The organism is Wielerella bovis, from assembly GCF_022354465.1.
Taxonomy (GTDB): Bacteria; Pseudomonadota; Gammaproteobacteria; order Burkholderiales; family Neisseriaceae; genus Wielerella; species Wielerella bovis.
The window spans coordinates 219890-241724 of the sequence record NZ_CP092361.1 but is presented as its reverse complement, the minus strand read 5'-3'; the positions used below and the strand labels follow the sequence as shown (position 1 = coordinate 241724).

The 21835-nt window shown below is 41.9% G+C and carries 16 protein-coding genes and 1 pseudogene; 15 read left to right on the top strand and 2 right to left on the bottom strand.

Translation table 11 applies throughout. The annotated features are described in order from the left end of the window. Window positions 1-9 precede the first annotated feature (9 nt). The 9 genes from ileS to MIS45_RS01175 all read left to right on the top strand — a co-directional run bounded on the left by ileS (window position 10) and on the right by MIS45_RS01175 (window position 14248). The gene (gene ileS, locus MIS45_RS01210; protein ID WP_249450746.1) at window positions 10-2796 is read left to right on the top strand and encodes an isoleucine--tRNA ligase; all 2787 of its coding nucleotides are present in this window, start codon (window positions 10-12) and stop codon (window positions 2794-2796) included. A gap of 1031 nt (window positions 2797-3827) precedes the next feature. Next, window positions 3828-5852, top strand: a complete 2025-nt coding sequence (locus MIS45_RS01205) for a UDP-glucose:protein N-beta-glucosyltransferase (RefSeq protein ID WP_249450745.1) — start codon at window positions 3828-3830, stop codon at window positions 5850-5852. Between the two features lie 167 nt (window positions 5853-6019). After that, the gene (locus MIS45_RS01200; protein WP_249450744.1) at window positions 6020-6694 is read left to right on the top strand and encodes a DUF4407 domain-containing protein; all 675 of its coding nucleotides are present in this window, start codon (window positions 6020-6022) and stop codon (window positions 6692-6694) included. A 68-nt stretch (window positions 6695-6762) separates the two neighbouring features. After that, window positions 6763-6963 carry a hypothetical protein gene (locus MIS45_RS01195; RefSeq protein WP_249442828.1) on the top strand — a complete coding sequence of 67 codons (201 nt, stop codon included), beginning with the start codon at window positions 6763-6765 and terminating at the stop codon, window positions 6961-6963. A 319-nt stretch (window positions 6964-7282) separates the two neighbouring features. Beyond that, window positions 7283-7417, top strand: a complete 135-nt coding sequence (locus MIS45_RS11295; RefSeq protein WP_283397272.1) for a hypothetical protein — start codon at window positions 7283-7285, stop codon at window positions 7415-7417. A 140-nt stretch (window positions 7418-7557) separates the two neighbouring features. After that, the gene (gene polA, locus MIS45_RS01190; protein WP_249450743.1) at window positions 7558-10332 is read left to right on the top strand and encodes a DNA polymerase I; all 2775 of its coding nucleotides are present in this window, start codon (window positions 7558-7560) and stop codon (window positions 10330-10332) included. A 265-nt stretch (window positions 10333-10597) separates the two neighbouring features. Then, window positions 10598-11128 (top strand): crossover junction endodeoxyribonuclease RuvC, encoded by a 531-nt coding sequence (ruvC, locus tag MIS45_RS01185; protein WP_249450742.1) that lies wholly within the window; start codon window positions 10598-10600, stop codon window positions 11126-11128. Window positions 11129-11417: 289 nt separating this feature from the next. After that, the gene (locus tag MIS45_RS01180) at window positions 11418-13274 is read left to right on the top strand and encodes an ABC transporter ATP-binding protein (RefSeq protein WP_249450741.1); all 1857 of its coding nucleotides are present in this window, start codon (window positions 11418-11420) and stop codon (window positions 13272-13274) included. A gap of 341 nt (window positions 13275-13615) precedes the next feature. Beyond that, complete coding sequence (locus MIS45_RS01175; RefSeq protein WP_249450740.1) at window positions 13616-14248, top strand: hypothetical protein; 633 nt, start codon at window positions 13616-13618, stop codon at window positions 14246-14248. A gap of 68 nt (window positions 14249-14316) precedes the next feature. On the opposite strand, the gene MIS45_RS01170 is transcribed toward MIS45_RS01175, so the two are convergent. After that, a complete protein-coding gene (locus tag MIS45_RS01170; RefSeq protein WP_249450739.1) occupies window positions 14317-14508 on the bottom strand; it encodes a hypothetical protein in 192 nt (63 codons plus the stop codon). A 41-nt stretch (window positions 14509-14549) separates the two neighbouring features. Between MIS45_RS01170 and purD the strand changes: the two genes are divergently transcribed. From purD to MIS45_RS01150, 5 genes and pseudogenes are all read left to right on the top strand, one after another. Next, window positions 14550-15821, top strand: coding sequence for a phosphoribosylamine--glycine ligase (purD, locus tag MIS45_RS01165; protein ID WP_249450738.1), 1272 nt, complete (start codon window positions 14550-14552; stop codon window positions 15819-15821). A gap of 668 nt (window positions 15822-16489) precedes the next feature. Then, a pseudogene (locus MIS45_RS11455) lies at window positions 16490-16592 on the top strand (prepilin-type N-terminal cleavage/methylation domain-containing protein); the annotation flags it as partial. Further along, window positions 16577-16969, top strand: a complete 393-nt coding sequence (locus tag MIS45_RS01160) for a pilin (RefSeq protein WP_430472160.1) — start codon at window positions 16577-16579, stop codon at window positions 16967-16969. The pseudogene MIS45_RS11455 and the gene MIS45_RS01160, both read left to right, overlap by 16 nt. 227 nt (window positions 16970-17196) lie before the next feature. Continuing rightward, window positions 17197-18429 (top strand): sulfatase-like hydrolase/transferase, encoded by a 1233-nt coding sequence (locus MIS45_RS01155; protein ID WP_249450736.1) that lies wholly within the window; start codon window positions 17197-17199, stop codon window positions 18427-18429. 66 nt (window positions 18430-18495) lie between these two features. Then, window positions 18496-19923: a sulfatase-like hydrolase/transferase gene (locus MIS45_RS01150; protein WP_249450735.1), complete on the top strand. Its 1428-nt coding sequence runs from the start codon at window positions 18496-18498 to the stop codon at window positions 19921-19923. Window positions 19924-20179: 256 nt separating this feature from the next. Here the strand turns inward: MIS45_RS01150 and MIS45_RS01145 are convergent, their stop codons facing one another. Beyond that, window positions 20180-20713, bottom strand: a complete 534-nt coding sequence (locus MIS45_RS01145; RefSeq protein WP_283397425.1) for a pilin — start codon at window positions 20711-20713, stop codon at window positions 20180-20182. A 339-nt stretch (window positions 20714-21052) separates the two neighbouring features. Here MIS45_RS01145 and MIS45_RS01135 point away from each other — a divergent pair, with 339 nt between their 5' ends. Next, complete coding sequence (locus MIS45_RS01135) at window positions 21053-21757, top strand: hypothetical protein (protein ID WP_249450734.1); 705 nt, start codon at window positions 21053-21055, stop codon at window positions 21755-21757. Window positions 21758-21835 lie beyond the last annotated feature (78 nt).

Below are 21835 nucleotides of genomic sequence, written 5' to 3'. Positions count from 1 at the left end.
GCAAAAACCATGTCCGATTACAGCAAAACCGTCCATTTATTTGAATCGCCTTTCCCTATGCGCGGCAATCTTGCCAAGCGTGAACCAGCATGGGTTAAACAATGGCAAGACGAAAAACGTTATCAAAAACTGCGTCAAAAAGCCGCAGGTCGCCCAAAATTCATTTTGCACGATGGTCCGCCGTATGCCAACGGCGATATTCACATCGGTCATGCGGTCAATAAAATTTTGAAAGACATCATTATCCGCAGCAAAACTTTGGCTGGCTTTGACGCGCCCTACGTTCCGGGGTGGGACTGTCATGGTTTGCCGATTGAAGTGATGGTGGAAAAATTACACGGCAAAGACATGCCCGCAGGCAAATTCCGCGAACTGTGCCGCGAATACGCCAGCGAACAAATTGCCCGTCAGAAAAAAGACTTTATCCGCTTGGGCATTATGGGCGATTGGGAACAACCCTATTTGACCATGGATTACAAAACCGAAGCCGACACCGTCCGCACTTTGGGCGAAATCTACAAAGCAGGTTATTTGTATCGCGGCGCGAAACCCGTCCAATTTTGCTTGGATTGTGGCTCGTCTTTGGCGGAAGCAGAAGTGGAATACCGCGACAAGGTTTCCCCAGCCATTGATGTGGCGTATCCATTTCACGATAACGCAGCGTTGGCAAAAGCATTCAGGCTGCCTGAACTTTCGGGCGAATGTTTTGCCGTGATTTGGACAACCACCCCTTGGACACTCCCAGCCAGCCAAGCGATTTCTGCGGGCGCGGACATTGTTTATCAATTGATTGATACGCCACGCGGCAAATTGGTGTTGGCGAAAGAATTGGCAGAAGCCGCATTGGCACGATTTGGTTTTGCAGGCAGCCCTGTGTTGGCGGAAACCACAGGTGCAGCATTGGAACATTTGGTTTTGTCGCACCCATTTTTGCAACGCGATATTTTGATGTTAAACGGCGACCACGTTACCACCGAAGCAGGTACAGGTTTGGTGCATACTGCGCCTGCACATGGTTTGGAAGACTATATTGTTTGCAATAAATACAAAATTGAATTGTATAACCCTGTGAACGCGCAAGGACGTTACATCAGCGAAGTACCGCGTTTGGCAGGTATGCACGTGTTTGAACAAGGCAATGCGGCGATTATTGAATGGCTGAATGAAAACAATGTGTTATTGTCTAATAAAAAATTGGAACACAGTTACGCGCATTGTTGGCGACACAAAACGCCCCTGATTTACCGCGCCACCGCACAATGGTTTATCGGCATGGACAAAGCAGGTACATCAGGCAACACCTTGCGCAACAATGCCCTAAAAGCAGTAGATAATACCGAATTTTTCCCTGCATGGGGACGTGCGCGTTTACAAGCTATGATTGAAGGTCGCCCCGATTGGGTGGTGTCGCGCCAACGTTCATGGGGTACGCCTATGGTGTTTTTTGTGCATAAAGAAACAGGCGAACTGCACCCTAATTCTGCCGAATATTTGGAACAAGTTTGCAAACTGATTGAACAAAAAGGCATTAACGCATGGTTTGATTTGGACAAAGCAGAAATCTTGTCGCCCGAAGATTGTGAAGTGTACGATAAACTAACCGACACAATGGACGTATGGTTTGATTCAGGCAGCACCCATTATTCAGTTGTGAAACAACGCCCTGAATTAGCATATCCTGCTGACTTATATTTGGAAGGCAGCGACCAACATCGCGGTTGGTTCCAATCGTCCATGCTCACAGGTTGCGCCACCATTGGGCGTGCGCCGTATAAACAACTATTAACACACGGTTTTGTGGTTGACCAAAATGGACATAAAATGTCCAAATCTTTGGGCAATGTAGTTGCACCGCAGGAAGTGTACAATGAATTTGGCGCGGATATTTTGCGCCTGTGGACAGCTGCGACCGATTATTCGGGCGAATTGGCGATTTCCAAAGAAATTTTGAAACGTGTAACTGAAAGTTACCGTCGCATTCGCAATACGTTGAGCTTTTTGTTTGCTAATTTAAAAGATTTCAACCCAGTTGAAGACACCGTACCATTTGCCGATATGGTAGAAATTGACCGTTATGCCTTGTTGTTAGCGCGACAACTGCAAGAACGCATTGCTGGTGATTATTATCCACGCTACGCCTTCCATTTTGCGGTACAAGATTTGGTGCAATTTTGTTCAGAGGATTTGGGTTCATTCTATTTGGACATATTAAAAGACCGTTTGTATACCACCAAAGCAGACGGACACGCGCGCCGAAGCGCACAAACCGCTTTGTATCATATTACACGCAGTTTGGTTTTGCTGATGTCGCCTGTGTTGTGTTTCACGGCGGAAGAAGCGTGGGACATTATCGGTGGTGGCGAAGAAGATAGCGTGTTGTATCACACTTTACACAACTTCCCAACCATCTCTGCTACTAGCGAAACAGAATTATTGAGCAAATGGACAGCAATCCGCACTGCTCGCGCTACTGTAAATGCAGCAATTGAACCTCTGCGTGCCGACAAATCCATTGGTTCATCACTACAAGCGGAAGTGTTATTAACTGCACCTACCGATGTATTCTCAGCCCTTGACACGCTGGGAGATGAATTGAAATTTGTGATGTTGGTATCCTCTATTCATGTACAACAAGGCGATGAATTAGCCGCACAAGTTACCGTATCTAATGCACAAAAATGTGAACGTTGTTGGCACTACACACCAAACGTGGGAACAGTTGCAGCGCATCCAACCCTATGTACACGATGTGTAGAGAATATTGAAGGTAGTGGCGAAAGTCGTCATCATGTATGATGTATAAATCAGATTGGATAGTTTAAAAAACAATAGCAGTGCAGCAATATTGGATACAAAACTTTTTTAGACAAAATCGTTCAATCCAAAGGAAAACAACGCTGTCATTAGCTTCTGATTGATTCTATTCAATTTATACGATACAAACAAAAAGGCAGCCTGAAAACTTTTCAGGCTGCCTTTTTCTGTTTTTCACGCTACAATCATGCATCTTGAAATCTTTCAAAATCCAAAACTGTAGGACTCTTGAATCTGACGTCTGTAGAAATTACTAGCATTGCCAGCTCCCTTATGTACTATGTGTACACGGCAGTCGCTGTCGCCTTGTCCTGATTTAAATTGAATCCACCATAATTTCTACACTAAATGGCGATACGTCATTTGAAATGCTACAAGCTTATTTTTCTCAACCTGTTATGTAAACAACGCGGTTTATTTCTACACTATTTGCGTTGGAAATATAAAAATTCAGCTTATCATTTTTTCAAATTCTTAAATTTGTCGTTATTTTATCTACATGTCGTTATATCAACAAACGATTTTTGATATTTTCAATTTACAAATCAGTAATCTAAATTTAACATACGGCATCGGCATATTGTTTGCTTAATTTTATATTTATGGCGGATTACTTGTGGACTGAAATCTTTGCGCAACTCTAAATTTGTGTATCGTTCAAAACGATAGCAACACAGAATGTGCAAACATATTATGTAGGTAAGCTCACTTTAATCCAATTAATAGAAACTGTATTCATAAGCATAAGATTAATGGTTTGATTTTATGTTTATGAATAAAAATTACTTAATGAGACGAAACAGTGAAGCGCAAACAGTATAGCCGTTTAAAATAATAATGAATACAACGTTACCAGCTTCCTATAAATTATTTAATTTGTACACAACGGTCGTGGTTGCGTTGTCTTAATTTCTATTTCAAATAACGATGCAAATAATATGGCAATAATTTTCAACGCTGTTCCCATTAGCCATATTTTTCAATTACACCATTAATTCAAAAGGAATTACCCTATGTCTACTTCGTCTACCCCACAACAAAATCCCAGCGTAGAACGTTTTGAACAAGCCGTTGCTGCCAAAAATTATGAAGCAGCTTGTCAAGAATTTTTAGCCATTTTAGGAAAACTAGATGCCAACTTTGGTGGATTGCAAAATATTGATATGGCTTATCCTAATCAATTAAATGGCATGGGATATGAAGTGGTTAAACATTTTTGTACACGCGTTGCCACCGCTGCAACCACTTTATTCACCGACCCAGCATTGTCTATCAGCGAAGCAGGCGCACAACGTTTTTTATTGTTGCAACGTTGGATTAATATGGTGTTTGCATCATCGCCTTACGTCAATGCCGACCACATTTTGGCAACCTATAATCGCAATCCTGAACCCAACTCTTTGTGGAAAGCCATGAGCTTGGATAGCAATAAATCTGCATTTTACAAATTTGCGATTATGTATCTGCCAGAATCTAATGTAGATTTGAATTTCCAAATGTTATGGGATGCCGACCCTGATTTATGCGCATCTTTATGTTTTGCTTTGCAATCACCTCGCTTTATTGGCACAAAAGCAGCATTTACCAAACGCGGCAATATTCTGCAATGGTTCCCTGAAAAATTGGCAACATTGCCCAACTTGAACAAAGTCCCAAGTAACATTAGCCATGATGTTTATATGCATTGCAGTTATGACGTTGCCGCCAATAAACACAATGTAAAAGACGCATTGAACCAAGTCATTCGCCGTCATTTACTAGAATACGGCTGGAAAGACCGCGATGTTAGCAAAATTGCTTATAAAAATGGCAAACCTGTTATGGTGGTTTTGCTGGAACATTTCCATTCTGCGCATTCCATTTATCGCACACATTCCACTTCTATGGTTGCTGCACGTGAACATTTTCATCTGATTGGTATCGGTGGACCAGCCGTTGACCAAGCGGGACGAGAAGTATTTGATGAGTTCCACGAAATTGAACGCAGCAGCATAATAGATAAATTATTAAGCATTCGTGAAATATGTGAACAAGTACAACCTGCTATTTTGTATATGCCAAGCATCGGTATGGACATGGCACCGATTTTTTTAAGCAACACGCGCGTTGCCCCGATTCAAGCTGTTGCCTTGGGACACCCAGGTACAACACATTCGCCATTCATTGAATATGTAGTTGTAGAAGACGATTACGTTGGCAGCGAAGAATGTTTCAGCGAAAAATTATTGCGTTTACCCAAAGATGCACTGCCCTATGTACCATCGGCATTAGCACCTAACGAGGTAAAATGCCGTTTGCGCAATCACCCAGAAGTTGTACAAATCGGTATTGCATCAACCACCATGAAATTAAACCCTTATTTCTTGGAAGCATGCAAAGCCATTCGCGACCGTGCCAAAGTTAAAGTACATTTCCATTTTGCATTGGGGCAATCCAGCGGTGTCACACATCCGTATGTAGAACGTTTCCTAAAATCTTATTTGGGCAACGATGTTACCGCCCATCCACATCAAGGTTACGATAAATATTTGGAAACCTTGAATCAATGCGACATGATGATTAACCCATTCCCATTTGGCAACACCAACGGCATCATTGACATGGTAACACTTGGTTTGGTGGGCGTATGCAAAACAGGTCCAGAAGTACACGAACACATTGACGAAGGTTTGTTCAAACGCTTGGGCTTGCCAGAATGGTTGATTACCAAAACCGCCGATGACTATGTTGCTTGCGCGATTCGTTTAGCTGAAAACCATGAAGAACGCTTGGCATTACGTCGCTATATCATTGAAAACAATGGCTTAAAAACCCTGTTTACTGGCGACCCTCGCCCAATGGGACGTGTATTCTTGCAAAAACTGCAAGAATGGGGTGCAGCAAATGGCATCATGATTGGCGAACAAACTACTGAACCAAATGCTGAAAAAGCCACTAAAAAAACATCTGCCAAAAAAGCCCAAACGAAAAAAACTGAGCCAAAAGGCAGTAGCACCAAAAACACTTCTGTGAAAAAAAATAATCGTGTTAAAAAATAAATGATTTGGCTTATTTCAAAATAAACACAAAAGGGCAGCCTGAAAAATATTTTCAGGCTGCCTTAAGGGTCAATAACAGCCTAGCGATGTCATTAATCTCAACCATTCAGGCAGCCTGAAACTTGATAAATACCAACTTTAACATAGCCTCACATTACATTAAAATTATGAAAACCCATTTATTTTCAACAATATTTTTCCTACTTGCAGGTTTATTTAGCCCCCTCGTATACGCCCAAACAACCTATATCTGCGTGATTAATGATAAACCCTACTACACCACCCAAAAAACAGGTAGACAATGTTATATTTCAGCACTCAACAGCACTGCTCACACACCATTAGCTCTTGCCACACAAACACCCAATACCATCATAGATGCACCAATCATACAAACTGTGGACAGCAGCAATACAATAGAACCCATTGAGTCAACAACCAGCGTTCCTCAAACCATTAACGATGAAATCAGTCGCATTTGGAACACAACGGAATACGGTTCATTTGATGATACGATAATTATTCCACCCACATCTAAACCAATTACAGATACTACTCAACAAACCACTAAAAGTAAAACCATCGTTCGCAATAAACCCAAAAGCAAAACCCGAATCCAAACAGCAAAAGTTGTTGCCATACCAGCTAAATCACCAGTTTTAACCCGTCGCCAAGTTCTACAAAAAGAAATTGACCGCGAAAAACTAGCGTTGCGTACAGCACAAACAAGACTGACTGCCGCACAAAAATCAGGTAATACCGCAACGATTGCACGCTTAAATACATTAATCAACGATAGACAACAAAATTTATCGGCTTTAGAAGCAGAAATGCGCAAATAATCAAGCAGCCTGAAAAAATATTGTTATAATAGCAATTTTGATTTTGACCCTAATTGAAAGGAACGGAAATGAATTCAGCAGAAGGACAAGAAGCTCTGGAATCTATGGTGGGACAAATGCTTGCCGCCAAACTGAAACAACTGGGCGCACCAGAAGAATTGGTCAATCGTGCCGTAAGTAGTTTATCGTTTGACGACATTCGCAAATGTTTATCTTTAACCGAAGAAGATTTGAAAAAAGTTTTTGCGAAACTGTTTGCTGCTAAATAATTTTGTAAAAAATACCATAAATTCAAATGGTGTTTTTAATTTATTTTCAGGCTGCCTTATCATTAAGGCAGCCTGAAAACTTGAAATTTACCTCAATAACCCTATTTTCCCATTTCCATAAACCCATTTAGTTTTCCAGTAAAAATATAGTGGATTCAATTTAAATCAGGACAAGGCGACAGCAACCGCCGTGTACACATAGTACATAAGGGAGCTGGCAACGCTATACTGGTTTAAATTGAATTCACTATACATTTATTTTTCAGGCAGTCTATTCAATTTTGCTGGAAATCTATCCTATTTTTAAAGAAAGCACATTATGAACGAACAAGACGATTTGGATTTTGACAATTTAGACAATCTGTTTGAACAATTTGACGGCATGGTTGTAGAAGGGGGCATAGACGCTGCGCAAGAAGATGATAATTGCGTTGGCGGTGCATGTAAAATCTAAAACCCGTGTACAAATAAGTACATCAGGGAACTGGCAACGTTGTAATAAACGATAATATCAACATAAGGCAGCCTGAACACTTTCAGGCTGCCTTTCGCGTATAATTCCACCTTATTTATTTTACTTTCAGGCTGCCTAATATGACCGCACCAACCCTTTTACTCGTGGACGGCTCGTCCTATTTATACCGCGCATTTTACGCACTCACACACCTAACCGCGCCCAACGGCATGCCCACTAACGCCATTTACGGCGTATTGAAAATGCTACAAAAATTGCGCGATGAAACACCACATGAATATTGCGCTGTCGTATTTGATGCCAAAGGCAAAAATTTCCGCCACACCCTGTATCCCGATTACAAAGCCACTCGTCCGCCCATGCCCGATGATTTGCGCCCACAAGCCGATAAGCTGCCCGAATTGGTACAATTAATGGGCTGGAAAGTATTAAAAATCAACGATGTGGAAGCCGATGACGTAATTGGCACACTCGCCGTTCAGGCTGCCACACAAAATATGCGCGTGATTATTTCCACGGGCGACAAAGACATGGCGCAACTGGTCAATGACCGCATCACGCTGGTTAATACCATGAAAGATGAAACGCTGGACGAAAATGGCGTGATGGCAAAATTCAGCGTCAAACCCACGCAAATCCGCGATTTTCTCGCGCTGATGGGCGATAAAGTGGACAACGTACCAGGTGTGGAAAAGTGTGGCGAAAAAACCGCAGCAAAATGGCTGGCAGAATTTAATTCGCTGGACGAAATTATGCGCCGTGCCGATGAATTTAAAGGCAAAATTGGTGAAAATTTACGCGCCGCATTGCCACAATTACCATTGTCGTATGAATTGGTTACGATTAAAACCGATGTGGATTTGTCAGCAGAATTGCCACGCGGTTTAGCCGATTTGTCGCGTCAAACACCGATGTGGGCAGAACTTGCGCCACAGTTTCGCGAATTGGGTTTCAAAACATGGCTCAAAGAAGCAGAAAGCCACTTATCCACAGGTGAATCGGGCGATTTATTTGCATCAGCCGAAACAGAAGCGCAAACTACTTTCAGGCAGCCTGAAAATGAAATCACACTTGCGCCACAACCCAATCATTTGAATTATCAATCGATTACCACAGCCGAACAATTGGCGGACTTGGTGGCACGATTGCAATCTTGTTCACAAATCGGGCTTGATACGGAAACCACATCGCTTGACCCACTCGCCGCACAATTGGTGGGCATTTCCATCGCATTTGCAGCGGGAGAAGCGGTGTATATTCCCATTTCACACACATTTGCCGCACAACAATTGGATTGGGAAACCATTTCAGGCAGCCTGAAACCATTTTTGGAAAACGAATCTTTGGGCAAAATCGGGCAAAATCTGAAATATGACCAACACGTTTTCAAAAACCATGGCATTGATTTAAAAGGAATTGTGGGTGATGCCATGCTCGCATCGTATATTGTGGAAAGCCACAAAGGACACGGTTTGGACGAATTGGCGGCGAGATGGCTCGGCTTGGAAACGATTACTTACGAAAGTTTGTGTGGCAAAGGTGCGAAAGCGATTTCGTTTGCCGATGTGGATATTGCACACGCCACCGAATACGCCTGCCAAGATGCGGATTTTGCTTTGCGTATTGAATCGCATCTCAAAGCGCAAATGGACGCGCAACAACTTGAAATGTATGAAAAAATGGAATTGCCTGTCGCACAAGTTTTGTTTGCGATGGAACGCACGGGCGTGTTTATTGACCGCGCGGAATTGGCGCAACAAAGCACGATTTTGGGCGCAGAATTATTGGCATTGGAGCAGCAAGCCTTTGATTTGGCTGGACAACCGTTTAATCTCAATTCTCCTAAACAATTACAAGAAATTTTGTTTGATAAATTGGGCATTCCCACCAAAGGCGTGAAAAAAACGGCGAAAGGCGGTTTTTCTACCGATGAAAGCGTGTTGGAAAAATTGGCGGACGATTATCCTTTACCCAAAATTATTTTACAAAACCGTAGTTTAGCGAAATTGAAATCTACCTATACCGATAAGCTGCCTGAAATGATTAACGCACAAACGGGGCGCGTGCATACCAATTACGCGCAGGCGGTGGCGATTACGGGGCGTTTGGCGAGCAATAATCCCAATCTGCAAAATATCCCGATTCGCACAGAAGCAGGGCGCAAAGTCCGCCGTGCATTTTCTGCGCAACAAGGATATGTGATTGTTTCGGCGGATTATTCGCAAATTGAATTGCGGATTATGGCGCATTTGTCGGGCGATGCTACTTTGCAGGCTGCCTTTCAAAATAATGAAGATGTGCATCGCAGAACGGCGGCAGAAGTATTTGGTATGCTGCCTGAAAACATTACGCCTGAACAACGCCGTTATGCGAAAACGATTAATTTTGGCTTGATTTACGGCATGGGCAGTTATGGTTTGGCGAAATCGTTGGGGATTGATAATGTATCGGCAGATATGTTTATCAAACGCTATTTTGCGCGATATGTCGGTGTGGCGGATTATATGCAGCGTACCAAAGAACAGGCAGCAGCGTTGGGTTATGTGGAAACTTTGTTTGGGCGACGTTTGTATTTACCTGATATTCATGCGAAAAATGCGATGGCACGCGCTGGCGCAGAACGTGCAGCAATTAACGCGCCCATGCAAGGCACGGCGAGCGATTTGATTAAACGTGCGATGATTGCGGTGCAACAATTTTTGCTTTCAGGCAGCCTGAAAAGTCAATTGGTGATGCAGGTTCACGATGAATTGGTTTTGGAAGTGGCGCAAGATGAATTGGATTTAATCCGCCAAAAATTGCCTGAAATCATGGCGAGCGTGGGAGAGGGTGTGTTGAATGTGCCATTGTTGGCAGAAGTCGGCGTGGGTGCAAATTGGGACGATGCACATTGATTGCATTGTATAAAAGGCAGCCTGAAAATAAAATTCATGTTTTCAGGCTACATTTTGCTAGATAATGATTTGAATAATATAGTCGCAGAACTGAAAAAGCAGTACGGCGTTGCCAACGCCCTTATGTACTATTCGTACACGGCGGGCATTGTCGCCTTGTACTGCATTTTCATTTCTACGACTATATTTATGGTTGATAAAATTTGATACTAAAAATCAATATGTTAAAATATAATTCAATCACTCATTTGGATAAACAACAATAATGAATAAACCCATACGCATTCTTGGCATAGACCCTGGTAGCCGCACCACAGGTTTTGGCATTATTGATGTGGTCGGGCGCGATTTTTTGTATGTCGCATCAGGCTGCATCAAAACCATTCCCAATGATGAACTGGCTGGACGCATTGGTATTATTGTGCGCCATATCAGCGAAATCATTGACACTTATCGCCCCACGCAAGCCGCGATTGAACAGGTTTTTGTCAATGTGAATCCCAAAGCCACGCTGATGCTGGGACAAGCGCGTGGTGCGACGGTGGCTGCGTTGGTGTTGCGCGATTTGCCTGTGTACGAATACACCGCGTTACAAGTAAAACAAGCGGTGGTGGGACAAGGAAAAGCGGCGAAAGAACAGGTGCAGCATATGGTGGTACAAATGTTAAAATTATCGGGTACGCCACAAGCTGATGCGGCAGATGGTTTGGCGGTTGCGCTGACACATGCGCTGCGTAATCAAGGGCTTGCTGCAAGATTAGGAAGTGTCAGTATTAAAGGTGGGCGATTTCAATAAACATTTTTCAGGCTGCTTTTGCTGAAATCTCATTAAAAAATAGTTTTTCCCAAACAAATTGATTTCGCCCTTTTCCCATTTATATGGTTGCGTTAAAATACAATACTTTATTTAATTAAATCAGGCAGCCTGAAATTTTCAGGCTGCCTTTCTGTACACAACAATTTTTTTTAAATTACCACAAGCCTGTTCCCTCCTCCGCCGGCGTGGGAGGGAACAGGTTGCAGGCAGCCTGAAAATTTTTGTTGTGTACAGAAAGGCTGCCTAAACTTATCCAGAAATGATGATAATGAAACAAAAATTAGCAAAAATATTCACATGGTTTGAAAGTCGCATTGAACCCTACCCCGATAGCCAACCCGTTACGCCCAACAAAGGGCTTTTCCCCTTTATCTGGTCGTGCATAGACGGTTTGCGTGGCTGGATTTTGGTGTTGGCGATTTTTTCCGCAGGCATGGGCATTTTGGAAGCCTTGCTGTTTCAATTTATGGGCAAAATTGTGGATTGGCTTGGCGCGTCCACGCCACAAACCTTTTTTGGCGAACACGGTTGGGCGTTGTTTGGCATGGCTTTGGTGTTGATTTTGTCGGTGGGTTGGCGGTTTGTGAATTCGCTGGTGCGCTTGCAGACTTTGCAAGGCGTGTTTCCCATGCGTTTGCGTTGGAATTTTCATCGTTTGATGTTGGCGCAATCGCTGGGTTTTTATCAAGATGAATTTGCTGGGCGCGTGTCCGCCAAAGTCATGCAAACCGCGTTGGCGGTACGCGAAGTCGTGATGACGATTGTTGGCATGGTGGTTTATGTGTTGGTGTATTTCATCAGCACAGGTGTGATTTTGGTGGCATTGGACGGCTGGTTGCTCGTGCCGTTTTTATTGTGGATAACTTTGTTTGCATTAACCATGCGAATTTTAATTCCCAAACTCGCCAAAACCGCGCAACGCCAAGCAGACGCACGCAGCCTGATGACGGGTCGCATTACGGACGCGTATTCCAACATCGCCACCGTGAAACTTTTCTCGCACGGCGCACGCGAAGCGCGTTACGCCAAAGAAAGCATGGAAGAATTCATGGTAACCGTACACGCACAAATGCGTTTGGCGACTTTACTGGATTCTTGCACGTTTGCCGTGAATGCGTTTTTGACTTTGTCCACCGCCGTGATTGGTGTGTGGTTGTGGCATTCAGGCAGCGTGTCGGCTGGTGCGGTGGCGGTGGCGATTACGATGTCATTCCGCATCAATGGTTTATCGCAATACATTATGTGGGAAAGCGCGGCATTGTTTGAAAACATCGGCACGGTTACCGATGGCATGAAAACCCTGTCCAAACCACACACGATTTTGGACAAACCCGCCGCCTTGCCCCTGAAAGTGGAACAAGGCGAAATCCGTTTTGAACACATTGATTTTTCGTATGAAAGCGGTAAGCCTTTGTTAAATGGCTTTAATTTGAATATTAAGGCAGGCGAAAAAGTCGGCTTGATTGGGCGAAGTGGCGCGGGCAAATCCACGATTGTGAATTTGCTGTTGCGATTTTACGAAGCGCAAAGCGGCACGATTAAAATTGACGGTCAAGACATCACGCACATCACGCAGGAAAGTTTACGCGCCCAAATTGGTTTGGTAACGCAGGACACGAGTTTGCTGCACCGTTCCGTGCGCGACAATATTGTTTATGGTCGCCCGAATGCAACCGATGAAGAAATGTTTCAGGCTGCCCAAAAAGCGGAAGCCGCAGATTTCATTCCCCAATTATCGGACGCGAAAGGCAGAACAGGCTATGACGCGCATGTGGGCGAACGTGGCGTGAAATTGTCGGGCGGACAACGCCAACGCATAGCCATTGCGCGTGTGATGTTGAAAGACGCGCCCATTTTGTTGTTGGACGAAGCCACCAGCGCATTGGACAGCGAAGTGGAAGCCGCCATTCAGCAAAGTTTGGACAAGATGATGGACGGCAAAACCGTGATTGCGATTGCCCACCGATTGTCCACGATTGCGGCGATGGACAGATTGATTGTGCTGGACAAAGGCAAAATCGTGGAAGAAGGCAGCCACGCGGAATTGTTGGCGAAAGGCGGTTTGTACGCGAAATTGTGGGCGCACCAGAGTGGCGGATTTTTGCCTGAAAATGTGGAGAGTTGAGTTTCAGGCTGCCTGAAAGTTTTTGATTTATAGTGGATTCAATTTAAATCAGGACAAGGCGACAGCGACCGCCGTGTACACCGAGTACATAAGGGAGCTGGCAACGCTGTACTGGTTTAAATTGAATTCACTATATTTTGGTATGATGGTGTGTGAAGCACCAACCCTTGTATCCGACATTTTCCAATCCATCACTCAAATTTGTCATACTCAAAGAATCTGACCTACGCAAATTCGGCAAAGTAAAAATGTAAATAAAAGAAAAGTTGTTTTTTTTTTTGTTAATTTGAGATAATATCAAAATCAATTTTTTCATTTATCCATCACTTAAAGAGACAAGTATGAATAATTCATTCAAATCATCAAGTTTAGCATTAATTATTGCATTGGCATTGGGTGCTTGTAACAACCAATCAGCCAGTGAATCGTCAAAAACCGCCGCAGCCAGCGAGTCCAAATCTGTAGTAGCACAAACAGCTAGCAGCGCATCAAGTCCACAAACCAATGCTATGCCTGCTGATATTGAGAAATTACTGATTAAAAGCCCTTATATGGAATTTCAGGTAAATGCCAGTCGCGTGACTGTGATTGCGGCAATCAAATCTGAATTTCAAGTCAGCCCCGAGCAAAATGCGTGTTTGTTGGGCTTGGAAAGCAACCCGAGTTATTTAAGCGTGCTGGAACCTTATTTCAAAGGTATTTTGAGTGAAAGCGAAATCCAAGAAGCCGATGCATTTTTCGCCAGCGATGCGGGACGCAAATTCAATGAAATGATGTTAAAACAGATTGGCGCAGAAAATCTGCCTCCATTCGTTGAACCGTCCGCTGATGAGAAAAAAGAAATTGCGGCTGCTTTATTGAAACCGTTTTTTATTAAAGTGAAAGCCAAAACGGATGCAATGAGCGAGCAAGAGGCGATGGAATTTACCGCACCAATCATCAAAAAAGAAGTGGAACGTTGCAAAATTGCGTAATGTGTCATTGAACATGCGTAGGTCGGATTCTTGAATCCGACCTACAACTATTTTATTCACTAATCACATCACACAAACCCCATCGTCCCTTTCGCACCTTCTTTCATCGCGCATTCGGCTTGCAAGGCTTTGAGCATTGCTTCAGAGTTGGCAAAGGGCATAATCCGTGCCTGTTTTATCAACACCGCAAAATCACCTGCCGTTACATTTTTTAAACGTACAATTTCGCTTTTCAGGCTGCCTGAAATCCCATTTTCCATTAAAATATCATTATTTTAACCCACAAACGAAAGCCCAAAATATGAAATTACTCGTCATCGGCAATGGCGGACGCGAACACGCCCTTGCTTGGAAACTCGCGCAATCACCCAAAGTGTCCACCGTTTTTGTGGCGACAGGCAATGCTGGCACCGCGCATGAACCAAACACACAAAATATTTCTTTAACAAAACACGATGATTTGATTCAATTTTGCCGCGATGAACAAATCGCGTTCACATTGGTTGGACCCGAAGCACCGCTCGCGGCGGGCATTGTTGACGATTTCCGCGCCGCAGGTTTGCCGATTTTCGGTTGCACCAAAGCCGCCGCGCAGTTGGAAAGCTCCAAAGATTTTGCCAAAGCGTTTATGGCGCGACACGGTATTCCCACCGCGCAATATCAAACCTTTGAAAATGCCGAGCAAGCCCATGATTATGTGAACCAAAAAGGCGCACCGATTGTCATCAAAGCAGACGGTTTGGCGGCTGGCAAAGGCGTGATTGTCGCCATGACTTTGGACGAAGCCCACGCCGCGATTGACGATATGTTGCTCGGCAACAAAATGGGCAACGCAGGCAGCCGTGTCGTGATTGAAGATTATTTGTCGGGTGAAGAAGCCAGCTTTATCGTCATGGTGGACGGCGACAACGTGTTGCCAATGGCGACCAGCCAAGACCACAAACGCTTATTGGACAATGACTTGGGTTTGAATACAGGCGGTATGGGCGCGTACAGTCCAGCGCCTGTGGTTACGCCCGAAGTGCATGAGCGTGTGATGAATGAAATCATCTTGCCCACCGTGCGTGGCATGAAAGCAGAAGGCAATGAATTTACAGGATTTTTGTACGCAGGTTTGATGATTGACGCGACTGGCGCACCGCGCACGATTGAGTTCAACTGCCGTTTTGGCGACCCCGAAACGCAGCCAATTATGAGCCGTTTGGAAAGCGATTTGGTGGATTTGATTCAGGCAGCTTTGGACAAAAAATTGCACCAAACCGAAGCCAAATGGTCAAATCAAGCGGCGGTAGGCGTGGTGTTGGCGGCGCATCTGTACCCCGATACGCCGAAAAAAGGCGATGTGATTTCAGGTTTGGAAGCAGCAAATGAAATGGGCAAAGTGTTCCACGCTGGCACGGCTTTGAACGAGCAGGGCGAAGTCATCACCAATGGCGGTCGCGTGTTGTGCGTGGTGGGTTTGGGCGATGGCGTGGCGCAAGCCAAAGCGCAAGCCTATGCCGCGTTGAGCCACATTCATTTTGACGGCATGCAGTTCCGCAAGGATATTGCGGATAAAGCCATCAATCGTTGATTTTGCAGTTTTTCAGGCTGCCTTTTTGTGTGTGACAAAAAATGATTTCCATAGTCAGGCATTTATTTTATGCCCGACTACAAATTGTTGTGTATTGAAAAGCTGCCTGAAAACTCGTAGGTCGGATGCTTGTATCTGACAATTTCTAAATCAAAACAAATAGTTGTTAAATATAAGAGATGTCAGATTCAAAAATCCGACCTGTTGTTTTGGATTTTGCAAAGATTTCAACTTACATTATCTTTAATAGTGGATTCAATTTAAATCAGGACAAGGCGACAGCGACCGCCGTGTACACCTAGTACATAAGGGAGCTGGTAACGCTGTACTGGTTTAAATTGAATTCACTATATATAGTGGATGCAATTTAAATCCACTACATAACTCGAAACCTGTTTCAGGCTGCTGTTACATTATAATTCTGACAAAAACTGTCAGCTAAAAACAACAAAATTTGCCAAAACGATCACTTTCGACACTGACACAAAACGTCAAATTAATAAAATGTATTTTATAATCAAAGTATTAAAAGTTTATTTTTCGCTGGCATTTGCTGTGCTCAATACAAGACATGTAACGCACTTACCTCATATTCACAGCACGTTAAGGTAAGCGCATTCCTTAATCCCACGTGCTGTTATTAATTACTTATCTTGGAGATAAAAAACATGAAAACTATGCAAAAAGGTTTCACATTAATCGAGTTGATGATCGTAATCGCAATTATCGGTATTTTGGCTGCTATCGCATTGCCTATGTACCAAGACTACATTTCTAAAGCACAAGTTACTCGTGCTTACGGTGAATTGTCTGGCGTTAAAACTGCAATTGAAGCAGCTTTGTTTGAAAACAAAGAACCTAGCTTGACTTCAACTGACCAAAGCGCTAGTAAAGAATTTATCGGTATTACTGCTAAACCTACTTCTAACTTGTTGAGCGACGCAGAAATTTCTAATAAAGAATCTTGGTCTTCAGCAGCTGGTGGTCATATTGAAGGTACTATGGGTGATAACACCAATTCAGGTATCGCTGGTACCAAAATTAAATTGACTCGTACTCCTGATGGTGCATGGAAATGCACTATTACTGGTGTACAAGGTAAAGGTTGGAAAGCTAAATTCATGCCTACTGGTTGTTCAGATAAATAATCTATAAATCTAGAAGTTCATACACCCAATTGCCAAATTGCAATTGGGTGTATCCTTATTTTGGTTAAAATAACACCATGCTCAATTTTTCTTTGTTTCAACGCGATTTTTCATTACCTCGCCCATCATGTAAGCAATGGGGGGCTTTGGCATTGTGCCTCATTTTGCCTAATATCCTATTTTGGCTATTAACATGGTTTACCATCGGGCAACGCACGATATTCAACGTGGATTATCTGATTGCCATGATTTGTTTTCTGCTACCGTTTAGAATAACTAAAATTTTAGGCGTCATTATTTTTTGGTTGGCTGTATTTTTTGATGCCATCATGTTTACTATTTATTTTTTTCCCTTTATTGATTTAAGTTCTCTTCGTTATTTGTTACCTTTTTTCAGTATTGCACCGAAAATTTATCAAATTACTACATTCGTTTTTTTGGCTTATGCACTAATATTACCCATTTTCATGAAAAAAATAGCCAAATGGCAAAATCCTTGGTTAGCAACTGCTGCCATCGCAATTTTTATGATGTTCTCTGTGGTTGATAAAGATTTGGGATTAAGTTGGGTTTCCAGCCAATTTGGTTTTTATAAAAAAGTTAGTAAAAGCAATTTTGCCATTTTCAGCCAAAAAATGCCCACCTTATCTCCTTATCCTGCAAATAAAGAAACTGCTTCACGGCGTCTTTTGCAACCGAATTCTGATAAAATTTTATACATCGTAGCTGAATCTTGGGGGAGTGCTCGTAAAGATTCTATGCAAAAAGATATTTTAAAAAATATTTATCAACAAGAAAATTTATTGGAATTTATTCATGCTGGATATTTTGATTTTTCGGGCGCGACTGTGCAAGGTGAAATACGAGAATTGTGCCAATTAAGAATTGATACGGGTTTTGCCCTGAATCTCTTGGAGAAAAATCAATTTTCTACTTGTTTACCCAATGTTTTAAAAGCACAAAACTATCAGACTTTTGCATTGCATAACACCAATGGACAGCTTTATGAACGTGTGGATTGGTATCCTAAAGCAGGATTTCAACATATTCAGTTTGGTGATGGAATGAGTGGACTAACACGCTGCACCGCATTTAATGGTATCTGCGATTGGGAAATGCCTAATCAAATCATGAAAACTTTTTCGGCGCATACCAATCAAAAAATTTTTTATTATTGGCTTACGTTAAGTGCTCATAATACTTATTATGCGGAAGATATTAAAACTACCCGATTTCAATGCGAACAATATGGTCTTAATCCAGCAGGAGAAATGTGTAGAAACAGTAAACTCAACGTTCAATTAATGGATTCAGTTGCTACCCTGATTGCTCGCCCTGAAATGAAAGGAGTTGAAGTGATTATTGTAGGCGACCATATGCCTCCTATTTTAGACGGTGAAGATACTCGTCAGCATTTACGCTGGAATGAAGTAAGCTGGTTGCATTTTAAAATTAAATAAAACATCATATCTCTGATAGCAGCCTGAAATATTATTTTCAGGCTGCCTTATTTCAAGGAATTATCAATGAAAAATATATTAACAGCTGATTTTAAAATACCTGCTTTCTTGTATTATTCATGGCGAGATATTGGCAAAGCTTTAATGTTTATTTTATTGCCTAATATCTTTTTGGATATTACTGCTCTTTCTTTGGGAATTTCTCGCCCATTAATCAACTGGGATTATGCTTTCCCAACGATATTAATGTTGGTTTCATCTCCTTTCATTAAATTCATCGCCGTTGCTTTATTTTTATTTTTCTTATTATTTGATATTGTTATGCTGACTATGCAAATTTTTCCTTTCATGGATTTAGCAGCAATCAGCTATTTAGCACCTTTTATTGTGAACGCACCATTAAGATACATCATCATTGTTGTTGCTGGTGCAGTTTACGCTTTGGTAATGCCCGCGGTAATGTGGAAATCCAGTCAATATGTAAAAACAGGCTTAACAATTGCATTATATTTATTGTTGCTAGCGATTAGCTATGATATGCGTTTTGCAAAATATGTTGATGAAACAAAAAAACATCCTGACCTTTTTGGCATGGGCAATCATTATTTTGGCAATAGCCAAGTTTTTTTATTTGAAAGACAAATGTATAAAGGATTTTTCCAAGCTGCCCAAGAAGTACCAGATTTAATTCCTGCTGAGTATGATGCTGCTCGCTTTAAATTTATGCAACCGCAATCAGATAAACTGCTACTCATTATTGCTGAATCATGGGGTTATCCTGTTAATCCTGAAGTACAACGTGCTACTTTACAAAAAATTTACGACAAACAAAATCAATTAGAATTTTTGCACGATGGCAAGCTAACCACAACAGGCTCAACTGTTCAAGGAGAATTGCGCGAATTATGTCGTTTAGATACCCGAGGTGGCTATGCTTTGCGCAATGTGCCGTCTGAAAAATATGCTGATTGTTTTCCCAATCAGTTAAAAAAATTAGGTTATCAAACCATCGCGATGCATGGTGCTAGTAGTTTATTGTATGACCGCAATAGCTGGTATGAAAAAGCAGGTTTTGACAAAACATGGTTTCCTGAAAAAATGCCGTCTGAAAAACGTTGCTATGCTTTTAATGGCATTTGTGATAGCGAATTATTACCTTATGTTCGTCAAGCTTTTGCCGATAATCCTAACGGTAAAACCTTTTTCTATTGGCTTACGCTCACTGCTCATGTGCCTTATGCTACAGAAGACATGCGCAATCCACGCTTAAATTGTGCAAAATATCAGCTTCCTGAAGGCGATATTTGCAATAATATGCGATTAGAAACGCAATTTTTCGATGATTTTGCCAAATTGATTGACGACCCTGCTATGAAAGGCGTGGAAGTGATTATTGTGGGCGATCATATGCCACCTATCATGGGGACATTAAAGCCTATTCATCATCATTTGAATTGGACATCTGTTAGCTGGGTACATTTTAAAATTAAATAAGTTTAGAACCTGTATTCACAAGATTGATGGTTTGATTTTATAGGTCGTTGGAATAAAAAGAAGATAAGATGACAGTGACCGCCATATACAAGTAAGCACATAAGGAAGCTGATAGTGCTATAGTCGTAGAATTGAAAAAGTACTACGGCGTTGGCTCACCGCCTTGTATTACATTTTCACTTTTACGACTATATCCGAACACAGAAAAGGGGCGGATATGAAATCTGCCCCTATGAACCGCGTTTGACTTGTGCTTTTAACCCGCAGGAATGCTGTTATTAATGACACAGCCTGCTGGCAAAAATTTGTCTTTCCAGCTGTTGCCAATTAAAGCATTATTAACTGTGCATTTCCATTCTGTTTCGTTGAGTGTCATGCTTAATTTCAAACCTTTAATAGCAGTATAGGCATTGTCGCTGAATTCCGCGGTTACATTCAAAAAATTGCCTTGTGGATCGTTGTAAATTATGGCTTTATAAATCAAATTAGATTTTGCTTTTCCACCTGAACCATTTTTGGCATTTAGTTCAATATTCACATAGTATCCCCCTTTGCCATCTGCTTGACTGTCTAATTCTGGGTCTGTAGTAGGTGTGTTGCCGTTGCCGATAATATCTTCTATTGCGCTGCGTGTGCTGCTTACTTCATAAAACACGCGCGTGATTTGTGCTTTGGCAACGTAATCTTGATACATTGGCAACGCAATCGCTGCCAATATGCCAATAATGGCAATAACTATCATCAGTTCAATCAGAGTAAAACCTTGTTGTTGAATTTTGTGTGGAATCATTTTTTTATACTTTCATTATTGGGTTTGTATTGGTTATCTTGTTTAATACGAGGTAAAATCAAAAAGTATGGCTGCCTGAAAAAATGCAGCGATGTTGATTTGTAGCAAATTCTATACCAGTTAAATATGTTTGCTATTCTTATAACCTGTGTTCATAACTTAATAGCTTGCTTTTATCGCCACTTCATGCGCTTACTGCGGTGATTTAAATAATCGCTTTGTATTTGCAAGAATTGTCAATGAAATTAATCCAGAAATCTTGAGAGCACAGGTTCTTAAAGTTTAGGTATTTTTATATGGTTATAGTCGTTTAAGAATTGTTTTTAGGAGTGATGGATAATGAAAAAATCCTACCCAATTGATAAATCGGTTATTGTTTCCAAAATGAAGGCAGCTTTTATTCATTTTGTATGTTCTGTACTGGTGTTTTTGCTGGTATTGGCTTGGATTACTTGGGTGTTGTACCCTAATTTCCATTTTGAATTAAATGGCGTGTGGTATGGTTTGCGTTTAGTTGCGGGTGTAGATTTGGTTTTAGGTCCATTGATTACATTGTTGGTTTACCATTCTGCTAAATCTAAACGCGAAAAAGTGGGTGATTTTACTATTGCAGGAATGGTGCAAGTTGTGGCTTTGATTTATGGTTTGCATACTATGTATCAAGAACACCCACGTTTGATTGCTTTTTACGATTATGGTATGGCAGTAACCGTAACTCAGCGAGAAATTAGTAAAGAACAATTTGTATTGCCTGAAAATTTGCATGAGTTTGGTCAGTTGGCTGATGTGCCGATTGCTACAATTCATAAACGTAACAGTACAACGCATCATGCTAAATTAAATTTGGCTGACTTGAAAAATGCTGACAAAATGGTACGACAAACTATGGTGTACGATGAAGATAAACAGGCATTAGCTGATTTAGAAAAACAGCATGGTAAATTGTATGTGTTTGGTGTAATGGGAAAATATCAAGGAGTATTTGTTGCGTTGGATGAACAACAGAATTTGATTGGTACGTTTGGTCAGCGTGATTTGCATTAAGACATTATGTATGAAATTGATGAGTTGAATTTTTTCAGGCAGCCTGAATGAGTCTTGTAAAAGTTTCAGGCTGAAACC